Source organism: Prosthecobacter sp. (assembly GCF_044222345.1).
Classification (GTDB): domain Bacteria; phylum Verrucomicrobiota; class Verrucomicrobiia; order Verrucomicrobiales; family Verrucomicrobiaceae; genus Prosthecobacter.
The window spans coordinates 1-17,180 of the sequence record NZ_JBGANL010000079.1; the positions used below are offsets into that span (position 1 = coordinate 1).

The 17,180-nt window shown below is 61.9% G+C and carries 13 protein-coding genes; 4 read left to right on the plus strand and 9 right to left on the minus strand.

The window, feature by feature from the left end; all coding sequences use genetic code 11:
- Window positions 1–480: 480 nt before the first annotated feature.
- The 3 genes from ACILSL_RS24690 to ACILSL_RS24700 form a co-directional block, all read right to left on the minus strand.
- Window positions 481–729 carry a hypothetical protein gene (locus tag ACILSL_RS24690; RefSeq protein WP_395734744.1) on the minus strand — a complete coding sequence of 83 codons (249 nt, stop codon included), beginning with the start codon at window positions 727–729 and terminating at the stop codon, window positions 481–483.
- A gap of 128 nt (window positions 730–857) precedes the next feature.
- Window positions 858–2,222: a DUF1501 domain-containing protein gene (locus ACILSL_RS24695; RefSeq protein ID WP_395734745.1), complete on the minus strand. Its 1,365-nt coding sequence runs from the start codon at window positions 2,220–2,222 to the stop codon at window positions 858–860.
- 1,237 nt (window positions 2,223–3,459) lie between these two features.
- Window positions 3,460–6,384 (minus strand): heme-binding protein, encoded by a 2,925-nt coding sequence (locus ACILSL_RS24700; protein ID WP_395734746.1) that lies wholly within the window; start codon window positions 6,382–6,384, stop codon window positions 3,460–3,462.
- Between the two features lie 2 nt (window positions 6,385–6,386).
- Between ACILSL_RS24700 and ACILSL_RS24705 the strand changes: the two genes are divergently transcribed.
- The gene (locus ACILSL_RS24705; RefSeq protein ID WP_395734747.1) at window positions 6,387–7,322 is read left to right on the plus strand and encodes an SUKH-3 domain-containing protein; all 936 of its coding nucleotides are present in this window, start codon (window positions 6,387–6,389) and stop codon (window positions 7,320–7,322) included.
- Between the two features lie 66 nt (window positions 7,323–7,388).
- Here the strand turns inward: ACILSL_RS24705 and ACILSL_RS24710 are convergent, their stop codons facing one another.
- Window positions 7,389–7,685, minus strand: a complete 297-nt coding sequence (locus ACILSL_RS24710) for a type II toxin-antitoxin system RelE/ParE family toxin (RefSeq protein WP_395734748.1) — start codon at window positions 7,683–7,685, stop codon at window positions 7,389–7,391.
- Between the two features lie 2 nt (window positions 7,686–7,687).
- Complete coding sequence (locus ACILSL_RS24715; RefSeq protein ID WP_395734749.1) at window positions 7,688–7,981, minus strand: type II toxin-antitoxin system ParD family antitoxin; 294 nt, start codon at window positions 7,979–7,981, stop codon at window positions 7,688–7,690.
- A 377-nt stretch (window positions 7,982–8,358) separates the two neighbouring features.
- Here ACILSL_RS24715 and ACILSL_RS24720 point away from each other — a divergent pair, with 377 nt between their 5' ends.
- Window positions 8,359–9,630, plus strand: coding sequence for a hypothetical protein (locus ACILSL_RS24720; protein WP_395734750.1), 1,272 nt, complete (start codon window positions 8,359–8,361; stop codon window positions 9,628–9,630).
- A 181-nt stretch (window positions 9,631–9,811) separates the two neighbouring features.
- Here ACILSL_RS24720 and ACILSL_RS24725 read toward each other — a convergent pair whose 3' ends face one another.
- Window positions 9,812–10,858 carry a Fic family protein gene (locus tag ACILSL_RS24725; protein ID WP_395734751.1) on the minus strand — a complete coding sequence of 349 codons (1,047 nt, stop codon included), beginning with the start codon at window positions 10,856–10,858 and terminating at the stop codon, window positions 9,812–9,814.
- Window positions 10,859–11,148: 290 nt separating this feature from the next.
- Between ACILSL_RS24725 and ACILSL_RS24730 the strand changes: the two genes are divergently transcribed.
- Both ACILSL_RS24730 and ACILSL_RS24735 read left to right on the plus strand, forming a co-directional pair.
- Window positions 11,149–11,883, plus strand: coding sequence for an SGNH/GDSL hydrolase family protein (locus tag ACILSL_RS24730; RefSeq protein ID WP_395734752.1), 735 nt, complete (start codon window positions 11,149–11,151; stop codon window positions 11,881–11,883).
- Window positions 11,880–14,216: a hypothetical protein gene (locus tag ACILSL_RS24735; protein ID WP_395734753.1), complete on the plus strand. Its 2,337-nt coding sequence runs from the start codon at window positions 11,880–11,882 to the stop codon at window positions 14,214–14,216. The genes ACILSL_RS24730 and ACILSL_RS24735 overlap by 4 nt, the downstream gene beginning before the upstream one ends.
- Before the next feature lie 557 nt (window positions 14,217–14,773).
- Here ACILSL_RS24735 and ACILSL_RS24740 read toward each other — a convergent pair.
- The 3 genes from ACILSL_RS24740 to ACILSL_RS24750 form a co-directional block, all read right to left on the minus strand.
- A complete protein-coding gene (locus ACILSL_RS24740; protein ID WP_395734754.1) occupies window positions 14,774–15,703 on the minus strand; it encodes a hypothetical protein in 930 nt (309 codons plus the stop codon).
- A 2-nt stretch (window positions 15,704–15,705) separates the two neighbouring features.
- Window positions 15,706–16,014, minus strand: a complete 309-nt coding sequence (locus ACILSL_RS24745; protein WP_395734755.1) for a hypothetical protein — start codon at window positions 16,012–16,014, stop codon at window positions 15,706–15,708.
- A gap of 255 nt (window positions 16,015–16,269) precedes the next feature.
- Window positions 16,270–16,929 carry a hypothetical protein gene (locus ACILSL_RS24750; RefSeq protein ID WP_395734756.1) on the minus strand — a complete coding sequence of 220 codons (660 nt, stop codon included), beginning with the start codon at window positions 16,927–16,929 and terminating at the stop codon, window positions 16,270–16,272.
- Window positions 16,930–17,180 lie beyond the last annotated feature (251 nt).

Below are 17,180 nucleotides of genomic sequence, written 5' to 3' on the forward strand. Positions count from 1 at the left end.
AGTGATGCTTCGGCACATTCACTCAGCGATTCATTCAGCCATCCCGCAGTCGCAGTCCCGCTCTGGCTCCTCTTCCTCTATCTCGGCTATCGCCGCTGGCGGATGAAGCCCCCGCTCCAAGAAGCCGCCACCCACGACCATGAGCAGCCTCGGTCCCCATAGCATCATCGCCGTACTCCTGCTCGGCGCACCTCATGGCTGGGAGCGCCGATGTCCACATCGGCTCCGGGCGAGCGTCCCTGGACGCATCGACAGCGATTGAAGCTCACTGGAAAAGCGGCGTGTGCTCACCTCGCGGAGCGCACTCCAGAACCGAGAGAATATCGGCGCTCCCAGCACGGAATGCCCGCGTTTTACACCTCATACCACGAGCCGTTAAAAACGAGTCGGAACATCAATCACAAAACCCTCACCTGCCGCCACGGCCCCGTCTGACAATGTCGAAGGTGAAGCATGAAGCCGCGCCTCACCCACGCCATCTCAATCCCCCTCACCTTCCCGCAGGGCCTTCATGGCCGCCGCAGTCGTTGTCCACGGACCGCGCGGGGCCTTCTGTCGTGCGGTGGCGATCATCTGCCGGCACTCTTCAAGACTCGGCACCGGCGTTGCAGGCGGCACTTCGGAGATCGCCAGCTTCACGCGAGAACCTTTCGGAAACTGACGAAGCATGTTCGTCACGACGGCAGTCATGTCGTCTTTCAGGTCCAGGGTGGCAGTGATGGCACTCATGGGCGCAGTGTAAAGGCCCCCAGGCTCAATTTCAAGAGGTGCCTGCGAGTTGGCACGCAGCAGGAATCACAGGCAGCGACGCCTTCATCCGCATGCACAGCGGATGATTACCATGCCCCCCCCACACCTCAAATCAGCTCCCGGATCGGCTGCGCGCCGTTCTCCACGAGGTAATGCGGGCGGCCTTTGTTGTCGGTCACCGTCGCGGTGTTCACGTCGATCCCTAGGTTCCGGTACAGCGTGGCAAACACTTCGGGGAAGGTCACCGGACGGCTATCGGCCTCGCCACCGAGGCGGTCCGTGGAGCCGATGACCTGGCCGTTTGGCATGCCACCGCCCGCCAGCAGCGCCATGGCCACACGCGGCCAGTGATCACGCCCCACCTGCTTGCTGATGATCGGCGTGCGGCCAAACTCTCCCCACACCAGCACGGTGCAGTCCTTGTCCATGCCCCGCTGATGCAGATCCTCGATCAGCGCCGTGATGCCCTGGTCAAAGATGGGAAAGTCCTCGCGCTCGCGGGAGAAAATGTCGTTGCCCGCACCGCCGTGCCAGTCCCACTTGCTGTAGTTCACCGTGACCACGCGCGCCCCGGCCTCCACCAGACGGCGTGCCGTGAGGAAACTCTGCGGCACGCGCGGCGCGCCGTTTTCGTCGATCCGCTTGACCGTGTCGCCCATACCATAACGTGCCACAATGCGTGGGTCCTCCTTGGAAAGATCCAGCGCATCGGCCAGCTTGGAGGAAGTCAGCACGCCCATCGCCTGCTGCGTGAAGGCATCCATGCCCTCCATGCGGCCGCTTGAGTCCACATCCCGGCGAAAGCGGTCGATGCTGGCGAGCAGCCGCGCGCGATCCGCCAGCCGGTCATACGTGATCCCTTGCAGCGTCAGATCTCCCCGGCTCGGCCCCATGTGCCGGAATGCGCCATGCGCAGCGCCCAGCATGCCCGGGCCCGGCTCATTGTACGGGCCGTGCGTGCAGTCGTAGCACATGCTGACAAACGGCGGCACGGCGGGGTCCTTCGCCCCCTGCAGCTTGCCCACCACGCTGCCAAACTGCGGCCATCCTCCCGGCGGCGCCACTCCCGTGGGCACATGCCCCGTGTAGCACTGCACCGCATCATGCCCCGCCTGCGCCCCCACCAGCGAGCGGATGACGGTAAACTTGTCCATCATCTTCGCCATGCGCGGGAAGAGCTCGCAGATCTCAATGCCCGGCACATTCGTGCCGATGGGCTTGTGCGGCCCCGCGATCTCCCGTGGCGCATTCGGCTTGAGGTCAAACATGTCCTGATGCGGCGGCCCGCCCACCAGGTAGATGAGAATCACCGACTTATGCGAACTCCCAATGCCCGCCTGCGATTCCAGCGCGAGCAGCTTCGGCAGCGAAAGCCCGATCGATCCGAGTCCGCCGATCTTGAGGAAGTTCCGCCGCGACACCCCATCACAGAGCGGACTGGCGTGATCAGCAGGAGCAAGAATTTTGAGCATGGCGTAAGAGGGGTGGCGAAAAACCGGTGGCGTCCGGAGCGCGCAAAGATACGCCGCCGTGCCGAAGTCTCTTTCTCACGGCGCAGCCATCTCATACCACGAGCCGTTGGAAACGAGTCCTGAAGTCAAACGGCCCTTCGCGAGAAGAGGTGGGCATGATGGCGTAGGACGGTCGCGGCGAAGCCCTCATATAACGTTTTCCAAAACTGATTTCCGTAAAGCGAGCGTGGAGACGCTCGGCGGCGGCTTGAGAACAAGCCTCCTACCTCGCGCTGGGCGCTCGCATACCCAGTGCTGGTAGGGCTGGCTGTCCTCAGCCAGCCGCCGTCGACGTGTCCTGCGTAGCTCGACGCAGGAGAGCGAAGAAGGAAGCCCATGATCATCGATCAAGCGGCGGCTTGAGGACAAGCCTCCTACCTCGCGCTGGGCGCTCGCATACCCAGTGCTGGTAGGGCTGGCTGTCCTCAGCCAGCCGTCGTCGACGTGTCCTGCGTAGCTCGACGCAGGAGAGCGAAGAAGGAAGCCCATGATCTTCGATCAAGAAACAGCCTGCTAAACGGAAATGAGTTTTGCCAACCGCTCTATCCTTCGAAGCACGCCGTGCGAAGAATGGACCCGTCCATCAGCGTTCCGCAAACAACAAGGCGTAGGAACATCCTCGCAGTCGGGCGGTTTGGCGCAGGGGATGGCGGGGTGCGGCAGTGGTCTCGACGCCAAACATACCCAACCTACGTCCAGAAAGTCCGGCTTGCCATGCCGGCTCATTGCTGGGAGCGCCGATGTCCACATCGGCTCCGGGCGAGCGTTCCTGCATCATCGCCACGGAAACAAGCTCACAGGCCACACAGCGCTTGCCCGTGCGGTGGAGCCCTGCCCAGAGCCGATAAAATATCGGCGCTCCCAGTACGGAATGCCTGCCATGCGTACGATGGGTGTGGCGTCAGCCCGTGGATCCTTCGAAGCACGCCGTGCGAACATCCTCGCAGTCGGGCGGTTTGGCGCAGGGGACGGTAGTCGATGCACACGCGCTCGACGCCAAACACGACCGACCTACGCCCTGAGCCCGCTGCGCCCAGCACACAGACCTGTTTTTCATTCCTCGTGATATGAGGGTGCGATGCGCGGCGAAGGCTTGAAGTAGCTCGGGCAATCCTGCCCGTGGAGAGCGCACCGCTTACGGGCAGGATTGCCCGTGCTACTCTTGCCTTCTTGGGCGGCGGTCAGCGTTTCATCTCCGCTACTTCTTGAACGCCGCACCCTCAGGCTTTCCGGCGGCCTGGAAATACGCGAGCAGATCCAGAATCTCCTCCTTCGTCAGGGTATTGAGCAGGCCGGGCATCATGGGCGAGATCTTGGAGGTCTCCTTGGTCTTGATGTCGGCCTTGCTGATCTCCTTGGTGTCTGGCGCGAGCATGCTGGGGCGGAGGATGATCTTGTCATCGGTGTCACCCACGATGCGACCAGTGAGGAAGGTGCCGTTCTTGAGCGTGATGTCGGTGTTCGCATACTGCTCGGAGATGACTTTCGAAGGCTCGATGAGGGCTTCGAGAATGACCTGCGGCGAGTAGCGGCTGGCCACGGCGGTGAGATCCGGGCCGACGGAGCCGCCTTCATCGCCGATACGGTGGCACATGAGGCAGAGGGTGCCGTTCACGGCGTCCTGCCCCTGCGCGAAGTTGCGGCCTTTGCTGAGTTTGTCGAGATCGTCGACGAGATCGGACATCTGCCAGTTCTTCACGAAGGTGCGGTCCTTCTTGGGCTTCTTGAGCTTGGGCGCGGGCTCGATCCAGGAATCCAGCACGGGCTGCAGCGCGGCGAGCTCCTGCGGCGGCACGTTGGCCATGGCGGTGCGGCGGATCTTGACGAGGAAGTTGGAAAAGCTCGCGCCATCGCTGAAGTCGCGGCCGGCATCGGTGAACCACTGGAGCGTGGTCGCGGGATGCTGCGCAGTAGTGCGCTTCTGCGCCCACCACGCGAAGTACTGGCGGCGCATCTCGGGGGTCCATCCATTCGTGATGGTGCGCAGGGCGACGACGTAATTCAGCTGCTCCTCCTGCGTGGGTGCGGCGGCGAGGAGCTTGAGCGTGCGGGCGATGGTGTCCGGTGCATCGAGCGCGAGGAGCGTCTGGCACAGCTCGCGATTGAGCGCGACGCTCGGCGCAGGGTACAGCGGGCTGAGGAGCGCGATGATGGGCGCGGCGATTTCAGCGGCGGGCTTGCCCATGCGGCTGATGGCGACCTCAATGACGCGGATAAACTCAAGCTGCTGCTCATGGCTCTTGACCTTCACGAGGGGAATCTTTTCGAAATCTTTGAAGAGCTTGGTCGGCGTGAGGGGAACCTTCGCGAGCGCTTTGAAGAGATCTCCCTGGGCCTCGGTGCCGCCGAGACGTGCCACGGAGAGGAGGATGGTCAGCGCTGCGGTGGGATTCGTTTCGGCTAAAGCACGTGCTTTCCACGAGCTGATGGGCTGGCTCTCAATGGCGATGCGTGCGGCGTAGCGGATGAAGCGATCATCGCTGGCGAGGTGAGGCCAAGCGGTGTCCACGGCGGTGGCGTCTTCATGGCCGTGGAAGGCTTCCAGCTGGTGGCGCAGCGTGCGTGAGTCAGCGCCTGCGACTTCGTGGAGGTCTGCGGGTGCGGTGGATTCGGTGCCCTCGTAGGTCACGCGAAACAGCGCGCCCTGGGTGTGGCGGCCGCCGATGGTGAAGTACATCGCGCCGTCATCGCCGATGGTGAGGCCGGTCAAATTGAGAGGCGTCTTGCCGGATTTCTCATGGAGTGATTTCGGGGCCACGAAGTTTTCCCAGGTGCCGCCGTAGCTGGCGCCCTGCGGCGTGAGATGCACGGCGATGAGGCGGCCGTAAGTCCAGTCCTGGATGAAGAAGGCGCGCTGGTACTTCGCAGGGAATTTCGCGCCCGTGCCGAAGCCGACGCCGGTGGGGCAGCCGATGCCGATGGTCACAGTGGCGGGCAGGCTGTCGTGGTAATACTCGGGCCACTTGCTCGCGCCTTCGCGGAAGCCGTGATCCGCGCCGCTGGTCACGTGATAGACGCGCACCGGGCGATACCACGGCGTGCCCCAGTCCCACTCCATGTCGCTGTCAAAGCCGAAGAGCTCGCCATCGTGATTGAAGGCGACGCCGTAGGTGTTGCGCTCGCCGCTGGCGATGAGTTCGCAGTTCTTGCCATCGGGGTCCATGCGGACGACGAAGCCGCCCGGGGGCTTGCGGCCTGCGCCGAAGCCGTTGCCATCTTCCGCGCGCGGAAGCACGAGATCGTCCGCGTAGTTTTTGTGCGGGGAGCTGGGCAGCACATCGGCCGGCACATCGACGAAATTTCCGCAGAGCACATTGAGGTGCTTCTTGTCAGGATTGAGCAGGATGGTGTGTGCGCCGTGGTCGCCGCCGCCGCCGCGCCATTCGCGGAGGAACTCGACCTTGTCGAAGGCCTCCTCCGCCGTGGTGGAGGTGCAGCGCCACAGGCCATAGACATTCTTGCCATCGGGGGTGGTGCCACGGCCATTGATGTAGAGGCTGTCAAAGGCGAAGAGCATGCCCATGACTTCGCTGAGCGGGATTTTGAGGATCTCGGCCTTGGTGACTTTGCCGTCCTTGAGCGTCAGTCGCGAGATGGGTTCCTTCGGTTCCGCACCGAGCAGCAGGCGGCCCTGGGGATCTTTCGTGATGGAGATCCACGAGCCTTCCGTAGCCGCGTCCGCCTTGCGCACCAGCTCGACCTTGAAACCCGGCAGCGTGCTGAGCACCTCGCCCGGATTTTCCGTGACAGCGGCCACCCTCCTCGGCTTCGAGCCATCCGCAGGTCCATAGGTGGCCTTCGTGATGACGAGGTGCTTTCCTGCCGGTGCCACGATTTCCAGCTTCCTGTTTTCGCCCACATCGCGCGTGAGCTTTTCGCCGCCGAGAGTGTACTCGAGGTGGAGTTTCTTCGGCACGCCCGAGGCCGTGTCGCCAAAGAGATCGTTGCCCGCGGTGATCGAAAGCTTGTCACCCTTCACCGCGCCCGCAACGACAGCCGTGACGTCCGTGGGGTCTTTGGCCGCATGGGCCAGCTCAGCCTGAGCCAAGCAAGCAAGAGCGAGCGCGAGCAGGGCGGACTTCAATCGAAAACGAGGCAGACTGCGTGAGGCTGGGTATTTCATGGATGGATCAGAGCGAAGGCGAAAATGAAGGGGAAAACCGTGGCGCACCTGCCGCAGGAGACCGGTGCGGGCAAATGATTTACGCAAGGCGGGTGCGCGAGCTTGCGGCGATGATTGGGTGGCGTGAAGCCCACGCCTCCGGCAGGAGAGGGATCATCCTGACTCATTCTCTTCCCGCCCGCTCATACGCACAGCGCTTCCAAACGGCGATCAAGATGATCCCGTTCTGCGCAGCATGGCGTGAATCGTTTACGCGCTGGTTATTCGAGGGTTCGGCGAGAGGTGGGGCGCTGAGCCGCACCGCGCCGTCGTTCGGCGAGTGGCTGACTTTCGGTGTTCAAGATGGGAAGTTCGCCACAACGAGACTCACGAAAGCGGCAGCTTCGCAGCTGCACTCCAAATTCGCTCTGCGCCACACACTCGCAGGGCTCTGCTGTTTGCAATCACGAGATGCCCGCGTATCGAGGCTGTGGATTGCTGCCAAATGCTTGTCATCTTTTATGGCTCATCAAAATCGATTTAAACAGTGGTTGTTGAAGTGGCTTCTCTCAAGAAGCGGCTGGAAGGAGAACCGTCAGATCGATGTGCCATGGAATGATTTCGATGAATTCGAATGCTTCCCTTTGGCGAAGGAAGCACTTGGAAAGTATTATGGTCTCAATATCAATGGAAAAGGTCTCTATGGGCGAGGAGGAGCTTGCGATATTCATATTGATCCAAGCGTGGCGAAGGGAATGGGATTAGAAATAAACCGTCTCAAGCAAAAGTTCAGCGCAGTCTATTTTCCGCTTGGGGAGACACACGAAGGGCGCTGCATTTTACTCCTCAGAGAAGCGGGCGATGTCTATTTATGGGGAGACATGGCCCGGCCTTATTTTCTGGGCAAGTCCTTCGAGGATGCTTTATTACGACTGCTGCTACTGGGGAAGTGGGCATGAATCCACGCGCCAAATCTTGATGCGCGGGGCTTGCCAGAAACGATGAGATGATTGTCTCGTCTGGTGTTATTCGGGGAACTCGATTTGATCGAGATCACGCGCGGCGTGAATCACCCGAATGACCTCGATGCCATTGTCAACAGGTCGGAAAAAGAAGCAGTATTTGCCAAAGGGATAGCTGCGGCAATTCCGCGATAATTCTGGCCGAGGGCGGCCAAGGGTGTTCCATCTGGCAAGATGTTCGAGTTTGGATCGAATCCGCCCGAGGAGCCTGTCAGCCTGGAGCTGGCTGTCGGCAGAAACGTAGTCCCAAATCTCACGCAGATCAGCCTTGGCGACATTCGAATAGACGACCGCAGGCATGGCTATGAGACGCTGTGACGATCTGCATAGGCGCGGTGACGATCTGCAAAAAACGCATCCCAATCCATTTCGCTTCCTTCGCCACGGTCGAGTTGATCGACTCCGACTTGGATATCACGGCGGAGACTTTCGAGCTTTGTTTGGTCAGCTTCGCTGAGTCCTTCTTCGACCTGATCCTTGTACATTGACACGACGCTGATGAAAAATTCGTCCGCATTGTGAAAATCACCGGCCTGAACCGATTTGTTCACGAACTGGTTTAGTTCATCGGGAAGTTGAATGGCGACTCGGGTCATGGTGGTGGAATTGTATCAAGGCTGGCCCGGTTTGTCGAGAGCATGATGCAACGCAGAGAGTCGTCTGCTCTGACCTGCGGCTCCAGTTCCCGCAGCGCGAAATGCATCACTTTCCCCGCCCTCGATACAAGGGGCGTGCCGGTGTGTGTGCTGGTTGATCGTGTGAGTCTCAATCATGGCGCATTCGCCACCTTCCAGCGCCATGAAAAACAGCCCCCGGCGCACGCTCAATACCCGCCCATTCCCACCAGACGTTCCCCCTGCACAAACCAAAACCCCGTTGACATTCCCCCGCCTGATTTTAGGGCGCGGCATACCACACCATGGCGTGAGCCTCATCCGCCCCACGCACGCACCCTCTTCTGCATCCACCTCCCATGACGCTCCCCTTCCGCACCCTCACCGCCCTGCTGCTCGCCACACACGCCCTGCTGCCCGCCGCAGAGACCACGCCGCCACTGCTCTACCAGGTCATCGATCAGGCCCACACCGAACTCTGGCGCCGCTTCGTCGATCCCCACGGCATCATCCGCGACTTCGTGGGCGATCTCCCCACGCCCGAAGACTGCAAGCTCGGCAGGCCCAACGCCATCGGCTGGTGGAGTCCCATCGAAAACGGCCCCATGTTCAATGGCCTCTACCTCTCCGCCGCCTGCGCGCGCGCCCGCAGCAATGCCCCCGCAGACACCGATCAGGCACGCCGCCTCGCGCAGGGCCTCATGAAATGCGCCTCCGTCTCCGATGTCCCCGGCTTCATCGCACGCGGCATCGGGACCGATGGCGTGTGCCACTACCCGCTCAGCTCAGACGATCAGACGCACCCCTGGTTCCTCGGCCTGCACGCCTATTTAAAGAGCAGCATCCCCACCGCTGAAGAGCGCCAGCAAATCGTGACCAAGGTCAAAGAAGTCGCCAATGCACTCCAGGCCACGCAGTGGCGCATTCCTTGTGAAGGCGATTTCAAAGGCCAGTTCCGCGGCGGCTTCACCGGCCACCTCTTCCGCGATGCCGTCCGCTACCTCTACCTCCTCCGCGCCACCCACGAAATCACCGGAGACAAAATCTGGCTGGAGCGCTACCACAAAGCCCTCGCCGAGCGCCCCGCACCCGGCGGCAAAACACGCGCCGAAATCTGCGCCCTCGGCTATCCCTACGATCGCGAAGCCATCGCCCACATCGATCAATCCCAGCTCTGGATCTACGTCGGCTGCCAGTACTCCCTGAGCCAGCTCCTCGAGATGGAAACAGACGCAAGCCTCCGCGCGCTCTACCGCACCGGCCTCACCGTCAACGCCACCAACGCCCTCCCTGCCATCAAAGGCTACGAGACCTTCGACAACAACGACAAGAAAATCTTCGGCAACGCCAACTGGCGCAAAGTATACTCCACCTGGCACCCCCAGCCCACTCAGGAAGACGCCGCCAAGCTCGCCAAAATCTCCGACAAAACCAAGCGTGGCGAACGCAAAGACTACGAGGCCCGCTACATGAAAAACCCTCTCGCCGCCGCCGCCATCGTCGCCCTCCTCCGCGACGACTCAAACCGCGAACTCATCTATCAAGCCCTCCGCCACTACGACTACTCCAAGCTCAACATGGCCGAACTCTTCTTCGCCGAATGCGCCTATTATGCGCTGCCAGCCAAGTAGTTCATTTGCGCGGCAGCTGGAATGCACATCAGCAAATGAGAACACAATCTTCGTTTTGTCCTCGCACCGAATTTTGAGGCAGCAGAAGGCGAAAATTAATTGGATCGAAGCACAAGCTGCTGTGCATACAGGGCGGCGGTGATGCCGTTAGGGACGCACTTAATCGCTTGTGGCGTAAAGCTCATTTTCTCACATAATGCGCCCCGCGCCCTTGCCCCTTCGGCACGAGGTAGCCTTTCTCCACGAGTTCCTTCAGCCGCAGCTTCACGGTGCTGGGTTTGCCTTGGGTGAGCTTCACGATCTGGCTGAGCGTGAGGGTTTCGTGATCGGGCAGGAGGGCGACGATTTTCCTGGCGAGCGGGTGGAGGTCGACGGCGTGGGTGTCTTCGAGCGCGATCTTCCTGGCGAGGGCGTCTTTTTGCTTCACCAGTGAGCGGAGGAAGAAAATGAGCCAGGCTTCCCAGTCGGGCTTCTTGGAGCTGAGCGTGGTCTGCGTACGGCGGAGGGCACGGTAGTAGCCTTCTTTGGATGCCTCAATGATGCTCTCCAGTGAGCTGAAGGGCACATGGCCATAACCGGCGCGGAGGAGCATGAGCGTGGTGAGCACGCGGGAGAGGCGGCCATTGCCATCCTGAAACGGATGAATGGCAAGGAAAACGACGATGAAGCTGCCGATGAGCAGCAGCGGGTGCAGGGAACGCTCGCGGTCGGCTTTGATGACCCAGGCGACGAGTGTCTCCATCTCGCGCGGGGTATCGAACGGCGAGGTGGTCTGGAAAACGATGCCGATCTCTTTGCCATCGGCATCGAAGGCTGCGACGTGATTCGGCAGTGTCTTGTAATGGCCGCGATGGCGCTCGTCCTTGGTGCTGTAACGCAAGAGGTCCTGATGGAGCTGGCCGATCATGTTTTCCGTGACGGGGATCTGCTCGAAGGCATCGAACACCTGATCCATGACATAGGCGTAACCGGCGACCTCCTGCTCATCGCGTGTCTTGAACTCGGTGATGTGCAATCGGCCAAGCAAGTCCTCGACTTGGCGGTCAGTGAGCTTCGAGCCCTCAATGCGTGTGGAGGAGCCCACACTCTCGATGGTGGCGACCTTGCGCAACGAAGTGAGTTTCTCTGGTGAAAGGCTGCGAATCATGCGCCACTGCCCTTTGAACTCGTCCAGCTCGGCGATGAGGCGGAGGATCTCGGGGGTGATGCTGAAAACGGGGGGCAACATGGCTGTCTTGACTGATTATTTGGCCGATTATAGCCGTTTATGGCTGATTCGCCAGACATAGTTGTTTACCCCTCTCACTGGCCTAAACGCAGCGCCACCAAGACCACGAAACGCCTGCTCTTCAATGATGCCCTAATGCCTTCTCAAACCCTTCAAAGACGACGCAGTCCGCGACCTCATCGCCTACCTCCGCCCCGGAGTGCGGCTTATTGGGAAAGCCTGCGCATCGGGTGATTCCGGTGCTTTGATTGATTCCGCCCCGCACCGCGAGAGTGAGCTCAAAATGGCGTATGAGTGAAACCCGCAGCACCTCCTTCATGACCCACCCGCTTCCCTTCCTCACCACGCTCCTGCTCGCACTGGCCACCACGCTCCATGCCGTGGAGCCCCTCAAAGCCTTCACCCCCGGCGCGCGCATCCTCTTCCAGGGAGACTCCATCACCGATGGCAATCGCGGCCGCAGCGCCGACCCCAACCACATCCTCGGCCACGGCTACGCCTTCATCATCGCCGCGAAATTCGGTGCGGCGTTTCCAGAAGCCAAACTCGAGTTCATCAATCGCGGCATCAGCGGCAACACCGTGCTCGATCTCGAAAAACGCTGGCAGAAGGACACGCTCGATCTCAAGCCGGACCTGCTCAGCATCCTCATCGGCGTGAACGACAAAAGCCGCGGCGTGCCGTTGGAAATCTACGAGCAGACCTACGACAAGCTCATCACGCAGGCAAAAGCCGCCAATCCAAAGCTCAGGCTCGTGCTCTGCGAACCCTTCGTCGTCAACCACCTCGCCACCGATGCGCAGCACGGCTCACCCAATGCCGACATCGTCAAGCGTCAGGAAATCGTCGCACGCCTTGCCAAAAAACACGGCGCCGCCCTCGTGCATTTCCAGGCCGCGCTGGATCGTGCCACCGCACGCGCCCCCGCCATCCATTGGATCTGGGACGACGTCCACCCCACCTACTCCGGCCATCAAATCCTCGCCGATGAATGGGAGCGCAGCGTGAAGGAGTTCTGGCCATGAAACAATCCTCCATCACCCGCCTCACGCTGGCCTTCGCGTTCATAGCCACCATCGCCCTCGCCGCTGAGCCTTTCCGCATTGACATCTCTCGCGACACCTGGGTCTCCTCCTACCCCACCGAGGTCGAGGGCAGCAATGGTGCCTCTCCCAAGATGAAGTTCAAAGGCGTGCAGGAACTCGCGCTCATGGACATCGATGTCACTCCGCTCAAAGGCAAACGCGTCGTCAAAGCGCAGCTCCATCTGCATGGCGAAGGCGCGGAGGTCCTGCAGCGCATGACCGTCTCCACCATCGCCGAGGAATGGACCGAAGGCACCGGCACCAGCTACCAGAAAATACCCGGCGCCAGCTCCTTCACCTGGGCACGCACCGGCCAGCAGCGCTGGGGCGGCGACCAGCCGGACATCACCGCCGTCATCAACGGCTCCGGCGGCTCCCTCTGGGCCTTTGCCGATCCCACCCCGCGCGATGCGAGCGGCTGGCAGATCATCCCCGTGGATCCCGCCGTCGTGCAGGCCCGCATCGAGGGTCGCAGCTTCGGCTTCGCCGTCATGGATGACGTGGGCAGCGAGTACCTGCGCGAGGGCAACAAGTTCACCTACCGCCCCTTCCTCAACCGCTACGTCTCCAGCAAGGACGACAAAAAAAGCACCCGCCCCCACTTCACCCTCTGGCTGGAAGACGGCCCGCCCGCCACCTCGCCACCACGATCTACCAGACCCACCGCCGCCAAGCCCGCCACGCTTCCCCCGGCCATTCCACTGCCTGCCACCACAAAGCTCCCCGTCGATTGCCGCGATGAATTTGGCGAGCCCTTGCCCTCGCTCGATTTCTTCGCCGCCAAAGGCGAAACGATCCACTTCACCGTCGCCACCAGCGCCAGCCTCAGCCTCCCTCAGGTGAAGGTGCAAACCTATGCCATGCCGCAGGTCGCGCAGCATTCGGATCCCCTTGTCCCCGGCCCTTCCACCGGCCCCACCTGCATCGAGATCCACGTGCCCAAAGACGCACGCGCAGGCCGCATCACCGGCCAGCTCACCGTTGGTGCGCAGTCGCTCCCATGCACGCTCACCGTGTGGGACTTCACCCTGCCAGACCGCCTCTCCTTCATCCCGCAGATGAACGCCTACAGCCTGCCCGGGCACGAGCGCGCCTTCTACCGCCTCGCGCACGAGCACCGAACCACGCTCAATGTCCTGCCCTATCACTGGACCGGAAAGATCGATGCCGGCCCCGTCATCAAACCCGACGGCCAGTGGGACTGGACCGCGTGGGATGCCGCCTACGGCCCGCTCTTTGATGGCAGCGCCTTCACCGGCCTGCCACGCAGCGGCGTCCCCATCGAGGCCTTCTACCTCATGCTCAATGAAAACTGGCCTGTGAATCAGGAGCCGCATTTCAAAGGCGGCTACTGGATCGAGACCGCCTATGACGAGGCCTACTGGCAGCAGTTCCGCGACGCCGCATCACGCATCGTCCAGCACCTGCATGACAAAGGCTGGACCGAGCCCATGTTCGAGTTCTACCTCAACAACAAAGTCTCCTTCAAAACCCCCAGGTGGGACCGCTGCTCCGCGCCGTGGATCTTTGATGAACCCTCCAACACGCAGGACTTCTGGGCCCTGCGCCGCTTCGGCCTGGAGTTCTGGAAAGGCGCAGGCGCCCACCCCGGCCTCCACCTCGCGCATCGCGCCGACATCTCACGCCCGCAGTGGCAGCGCGATTTTCTCGATGGCGTAGTGAATGCCGAGATCGTCAGCGGTTCCCTGCGCACCTATGGCGCATCCGTCCGCGAGCGTGCCCGCCGCTTCGGCAATCTCGTTTACATGTACGGCACCTCCAATGCGCTCGGCACCCCCAGCGTCAGCAATGCCGCCTGGTGCGTGGAGGCCTGGGCCCTCGGTGCCGATGGCGTGGTGCCTTGGCAGACCATCGGCAAAGCCGACGCCCTGCAAAAGCCCGACGACCTCGCCCTCTTCTACCGCACGCCCACCGGTCCCCTGCCCAGCCTCCGGCTCAAAACCTTCCGCGCCGGACAGCAGCTCGTCGAGTACCTCACCCTCTACACCGCCCTCTCCGGCGAATCCCGCGAAAGCGTCGCCGCCGCCCTTCTGGCAGAACCTGGTATGCGCGCCGTCACCGTGAAGAAAAACGAAGACGACGCCGGCAAAGCCGCCTTCCCTCCCGAAACCCACCACTCCCTCACCACCCTCCGCCATCGCCTCGGCCACTGGCTCAGTTCCAAATCCCCCGCCCCACGCAAGCGCTGGCATGATCCAAGACCCAAACCACACACTCCCGATGCAGTGAAGGTGATCGAGGTGGTGAAGTAATATCACGAGCAATTAAAAACAGGTCTGTGTGCTTGGCGCAGCGATCTCACGTCGTAGGTCGGCCGTGTTTGGCGTCCAGCGCGTGTCCATCGACTACCGCTCTCTCCGCCAAACCGCCCGACTGCGAGGACGTTCGCACGCCATGGCGTTTGCGGAACAGTCATGCACGGGTCCATTCTCCGCACGGCTTGCTTCGCAGGATCCACGGGCTGTCGCCCCACCCATCGTACGCATGGCAGCCATTCCGTACTGGGAGCGCCGATATTTTATCGGCTCTGGGCAGGGCTCCGCCGCACGGGCAAGCGCTGTGTGGCCTGTGAGCTTTTTTCCGTGGCGATGGTGCAGGGACGCTCGCCGGAGCCGATGCGGACATCGGCGCTCCCAGCAATGAGCCGCCATGGCAAGCCGGACTTTCTGGACGTAGGTTGGGTGTGTTTGGCGTCGAGACCACTGCCACACCCCGCCGCCCCCTGCGCCAAACCGCCCGACTGCGAGGACGTTCCGGCAGCAAAGGCGCAGCGAGTTTTTTAATACAATGACCTCGAGAACAATGTCCCTCAATACCTCCCCGCCGACCACGCGGGCCACAGGCCCGTGGGCTTCCTCCCCTGCGGGCGCATGCGCTCCAGCAGCACCAGGGCGGTCTGCGCCTGCTGGTGGATGAGGGCGGGCGCGTCCTGATTGCGCAGGCTGGGGATGTCGTAGTTCGTGATCGTCGGCTTGGCAAAGAAGGCATCCAGCGCCAGCGGCAGGAAGATGGACTCCACAAAGTTCGCCGGGACAGGCAGCGCCACGCCGGGATCGGTGTGGCCTGCGTCGTTGTTGTACACATCCGCGCGCGTCAGCTCTCCCAGCGCGGTGCGCGCCTGAAACTCCAGCACCGTGTCCGTGCTCACATAGCCGGAGATCATCATGCGCAGCTTCACCGCATGGTTGGAAATCGCGGACTCGATGAAGTAGCGCACATCCCCGCCGCAGCTTTGCGACAGCTCATCACGGCTGCCCGCAGCGATGAGCACGCGCTTGCTGCCGCGAAAGCGCACCGGCTCCAGCACGGTGATGATGTCGCCGTCCAGCTCCACCGTGTCCACGTTCACCGTGGCAGTGCCGCTGGTCGTGCTGGACAAATGCGGGAACTGCAGCGTGGCGGTGCTGCCTGTGATGGAAAGGATGCGGTTCATGGCGGGATCACCCGGCAGATCCACCCAGCAGCCGGCGGCCCATGAGGGAAAACTTCCCGTGGCCGTCATGCCGCCGTGCGTGAGGCCGCTGACGGCCACCGGAGTGGGCGCGCGGAAGTAGGCGCTGCGCTGCTGCTTCGCCGCAAAGAGCGGGCCCAGCGCCGCCATCTGCTGCAGCGCCGCATTGCACGCGGCCAGCGCATCTGGCAGCGGATCTTCGTAGTCGGAGCCTCCCGCATAGGGGATGGCGCGCTGCTCCACCCGCAGGTAGCTCAGCATGGTGGCGATGGTTTCACGTACAGTCATGATCAGAGGGTGGTGAGGGGTGTCGTGCGGGTTTCAGGCAGGCTGATGCTCACATTGTCCAGCGTGGCGATGATCTCCGTCTCCAGCGCCAGCCGGTAGCTGCGGCCTTCGCGCATGAGCTCGCCGCTGGCGTAGCGGCCCACGTAAACCTGCGTGCCACAGTCCAGCGCCGCACACTCGCACTCCGGACCGCGCGCAACGATGACGGCCTCCATGCGCGTGCTCGCGCCCTGCACGGCGGTTGGCAGCACGATGCCGGCTGCGGTAGTCTGCTCCTGCGGCGTCACGTCCAGCAGCAGGTGATTTTTCAAGGGGTGAATTCCAGGTGGTTTCATAGTCGTGTGGTTGTTTGTGTTATCTCTTGGTATTTGTGGTCAAAGTAAAAATGCAGTGTCATCAACAGCGGCTCGTCCTCGTCCTCCTACTCGAACTCGTCCTCGTTCCTTCAGCTCCGCCTTCACCCAGCCGGGTGGCGCGTTCATCAAAGCTGCATGTCGGGGTCCGCTTCATAAAATTGAAATCAATGGCTCAGTGTTAGTCATGGATGGTTAAAGAGAGCGCATCACTCACGCCTTCCGCCGCACCCAGCCTGCGTTCGCCAGTTCGATCCGCGAATCCGCCTGCCCGATGGCCTCACGCAGCGCCCCCTCCGCCACGCCCAGCAGCGCCGCCAGAGCCTTCAGCCGCTTCGGCGGCTCCACCAGCGCATACGCCGCCTCATGCAGCGGCATGCCCGCAATGAGCGGCGGCTCCACTGCCTGCACGCTCGTGGCCGCCACGGAAAGCGAGGCGGGCGCAACGGTCGGCTCAGCACCCGGCCCAACCACGTTTCGGGTGTCAGTGCTCGTGTCCGTTGCGCCCATTTCGGTGAGATTTGTTAAAGGCGTGGGCTTCGCCTCCGTCGGAGCATCCAGCGTCACCACCATCGCGTGCGGCAGCCGGCGCTGCTCCATGAGATCATGCGCCAGGCGTCCCTTCCCGGCCTGCCACAGGTGCAGCGGCACACGCAGGATGTGTCCCTCTTGAGCCGACTCAAAGCGGAAGATGTAGGAGCGCGTGCCCTTGTCGTGAAAATCATACGGCGCCGTGTTTCCCACGCCCACCAGTTTCACGACGACAAGCGGATCATCCGCGCGGCGATGCTTCGCCAGCAGCGCCGAGTCAACGCGACCCGGCAGGGTGATAACAGTGGAGAGAGAGGGACAGGGTGTGGTGCTGGGCTTCATAAAAGGTGAAAAGTGAAAGGCGTTAAGTGGTAAGTGATGTGCTCTGCGGAGCGGCTCTGGTTCCTACTCCTCCTCTTCCTCTTACTCCTCCTCCCTTGGCTTGATCGTTGGGGCGCTTCGCTAAACAGGATGGGTAAACGCTGAAGGGATATTGAGGTTGAGGTCTCCAGCCATCCAATAGCAGATGGCTTTGAGATTGTTGAAGTTGCGGAAGCCGCGGGCTCGGCGGCGTGCGGTTTGGATGATGCCGT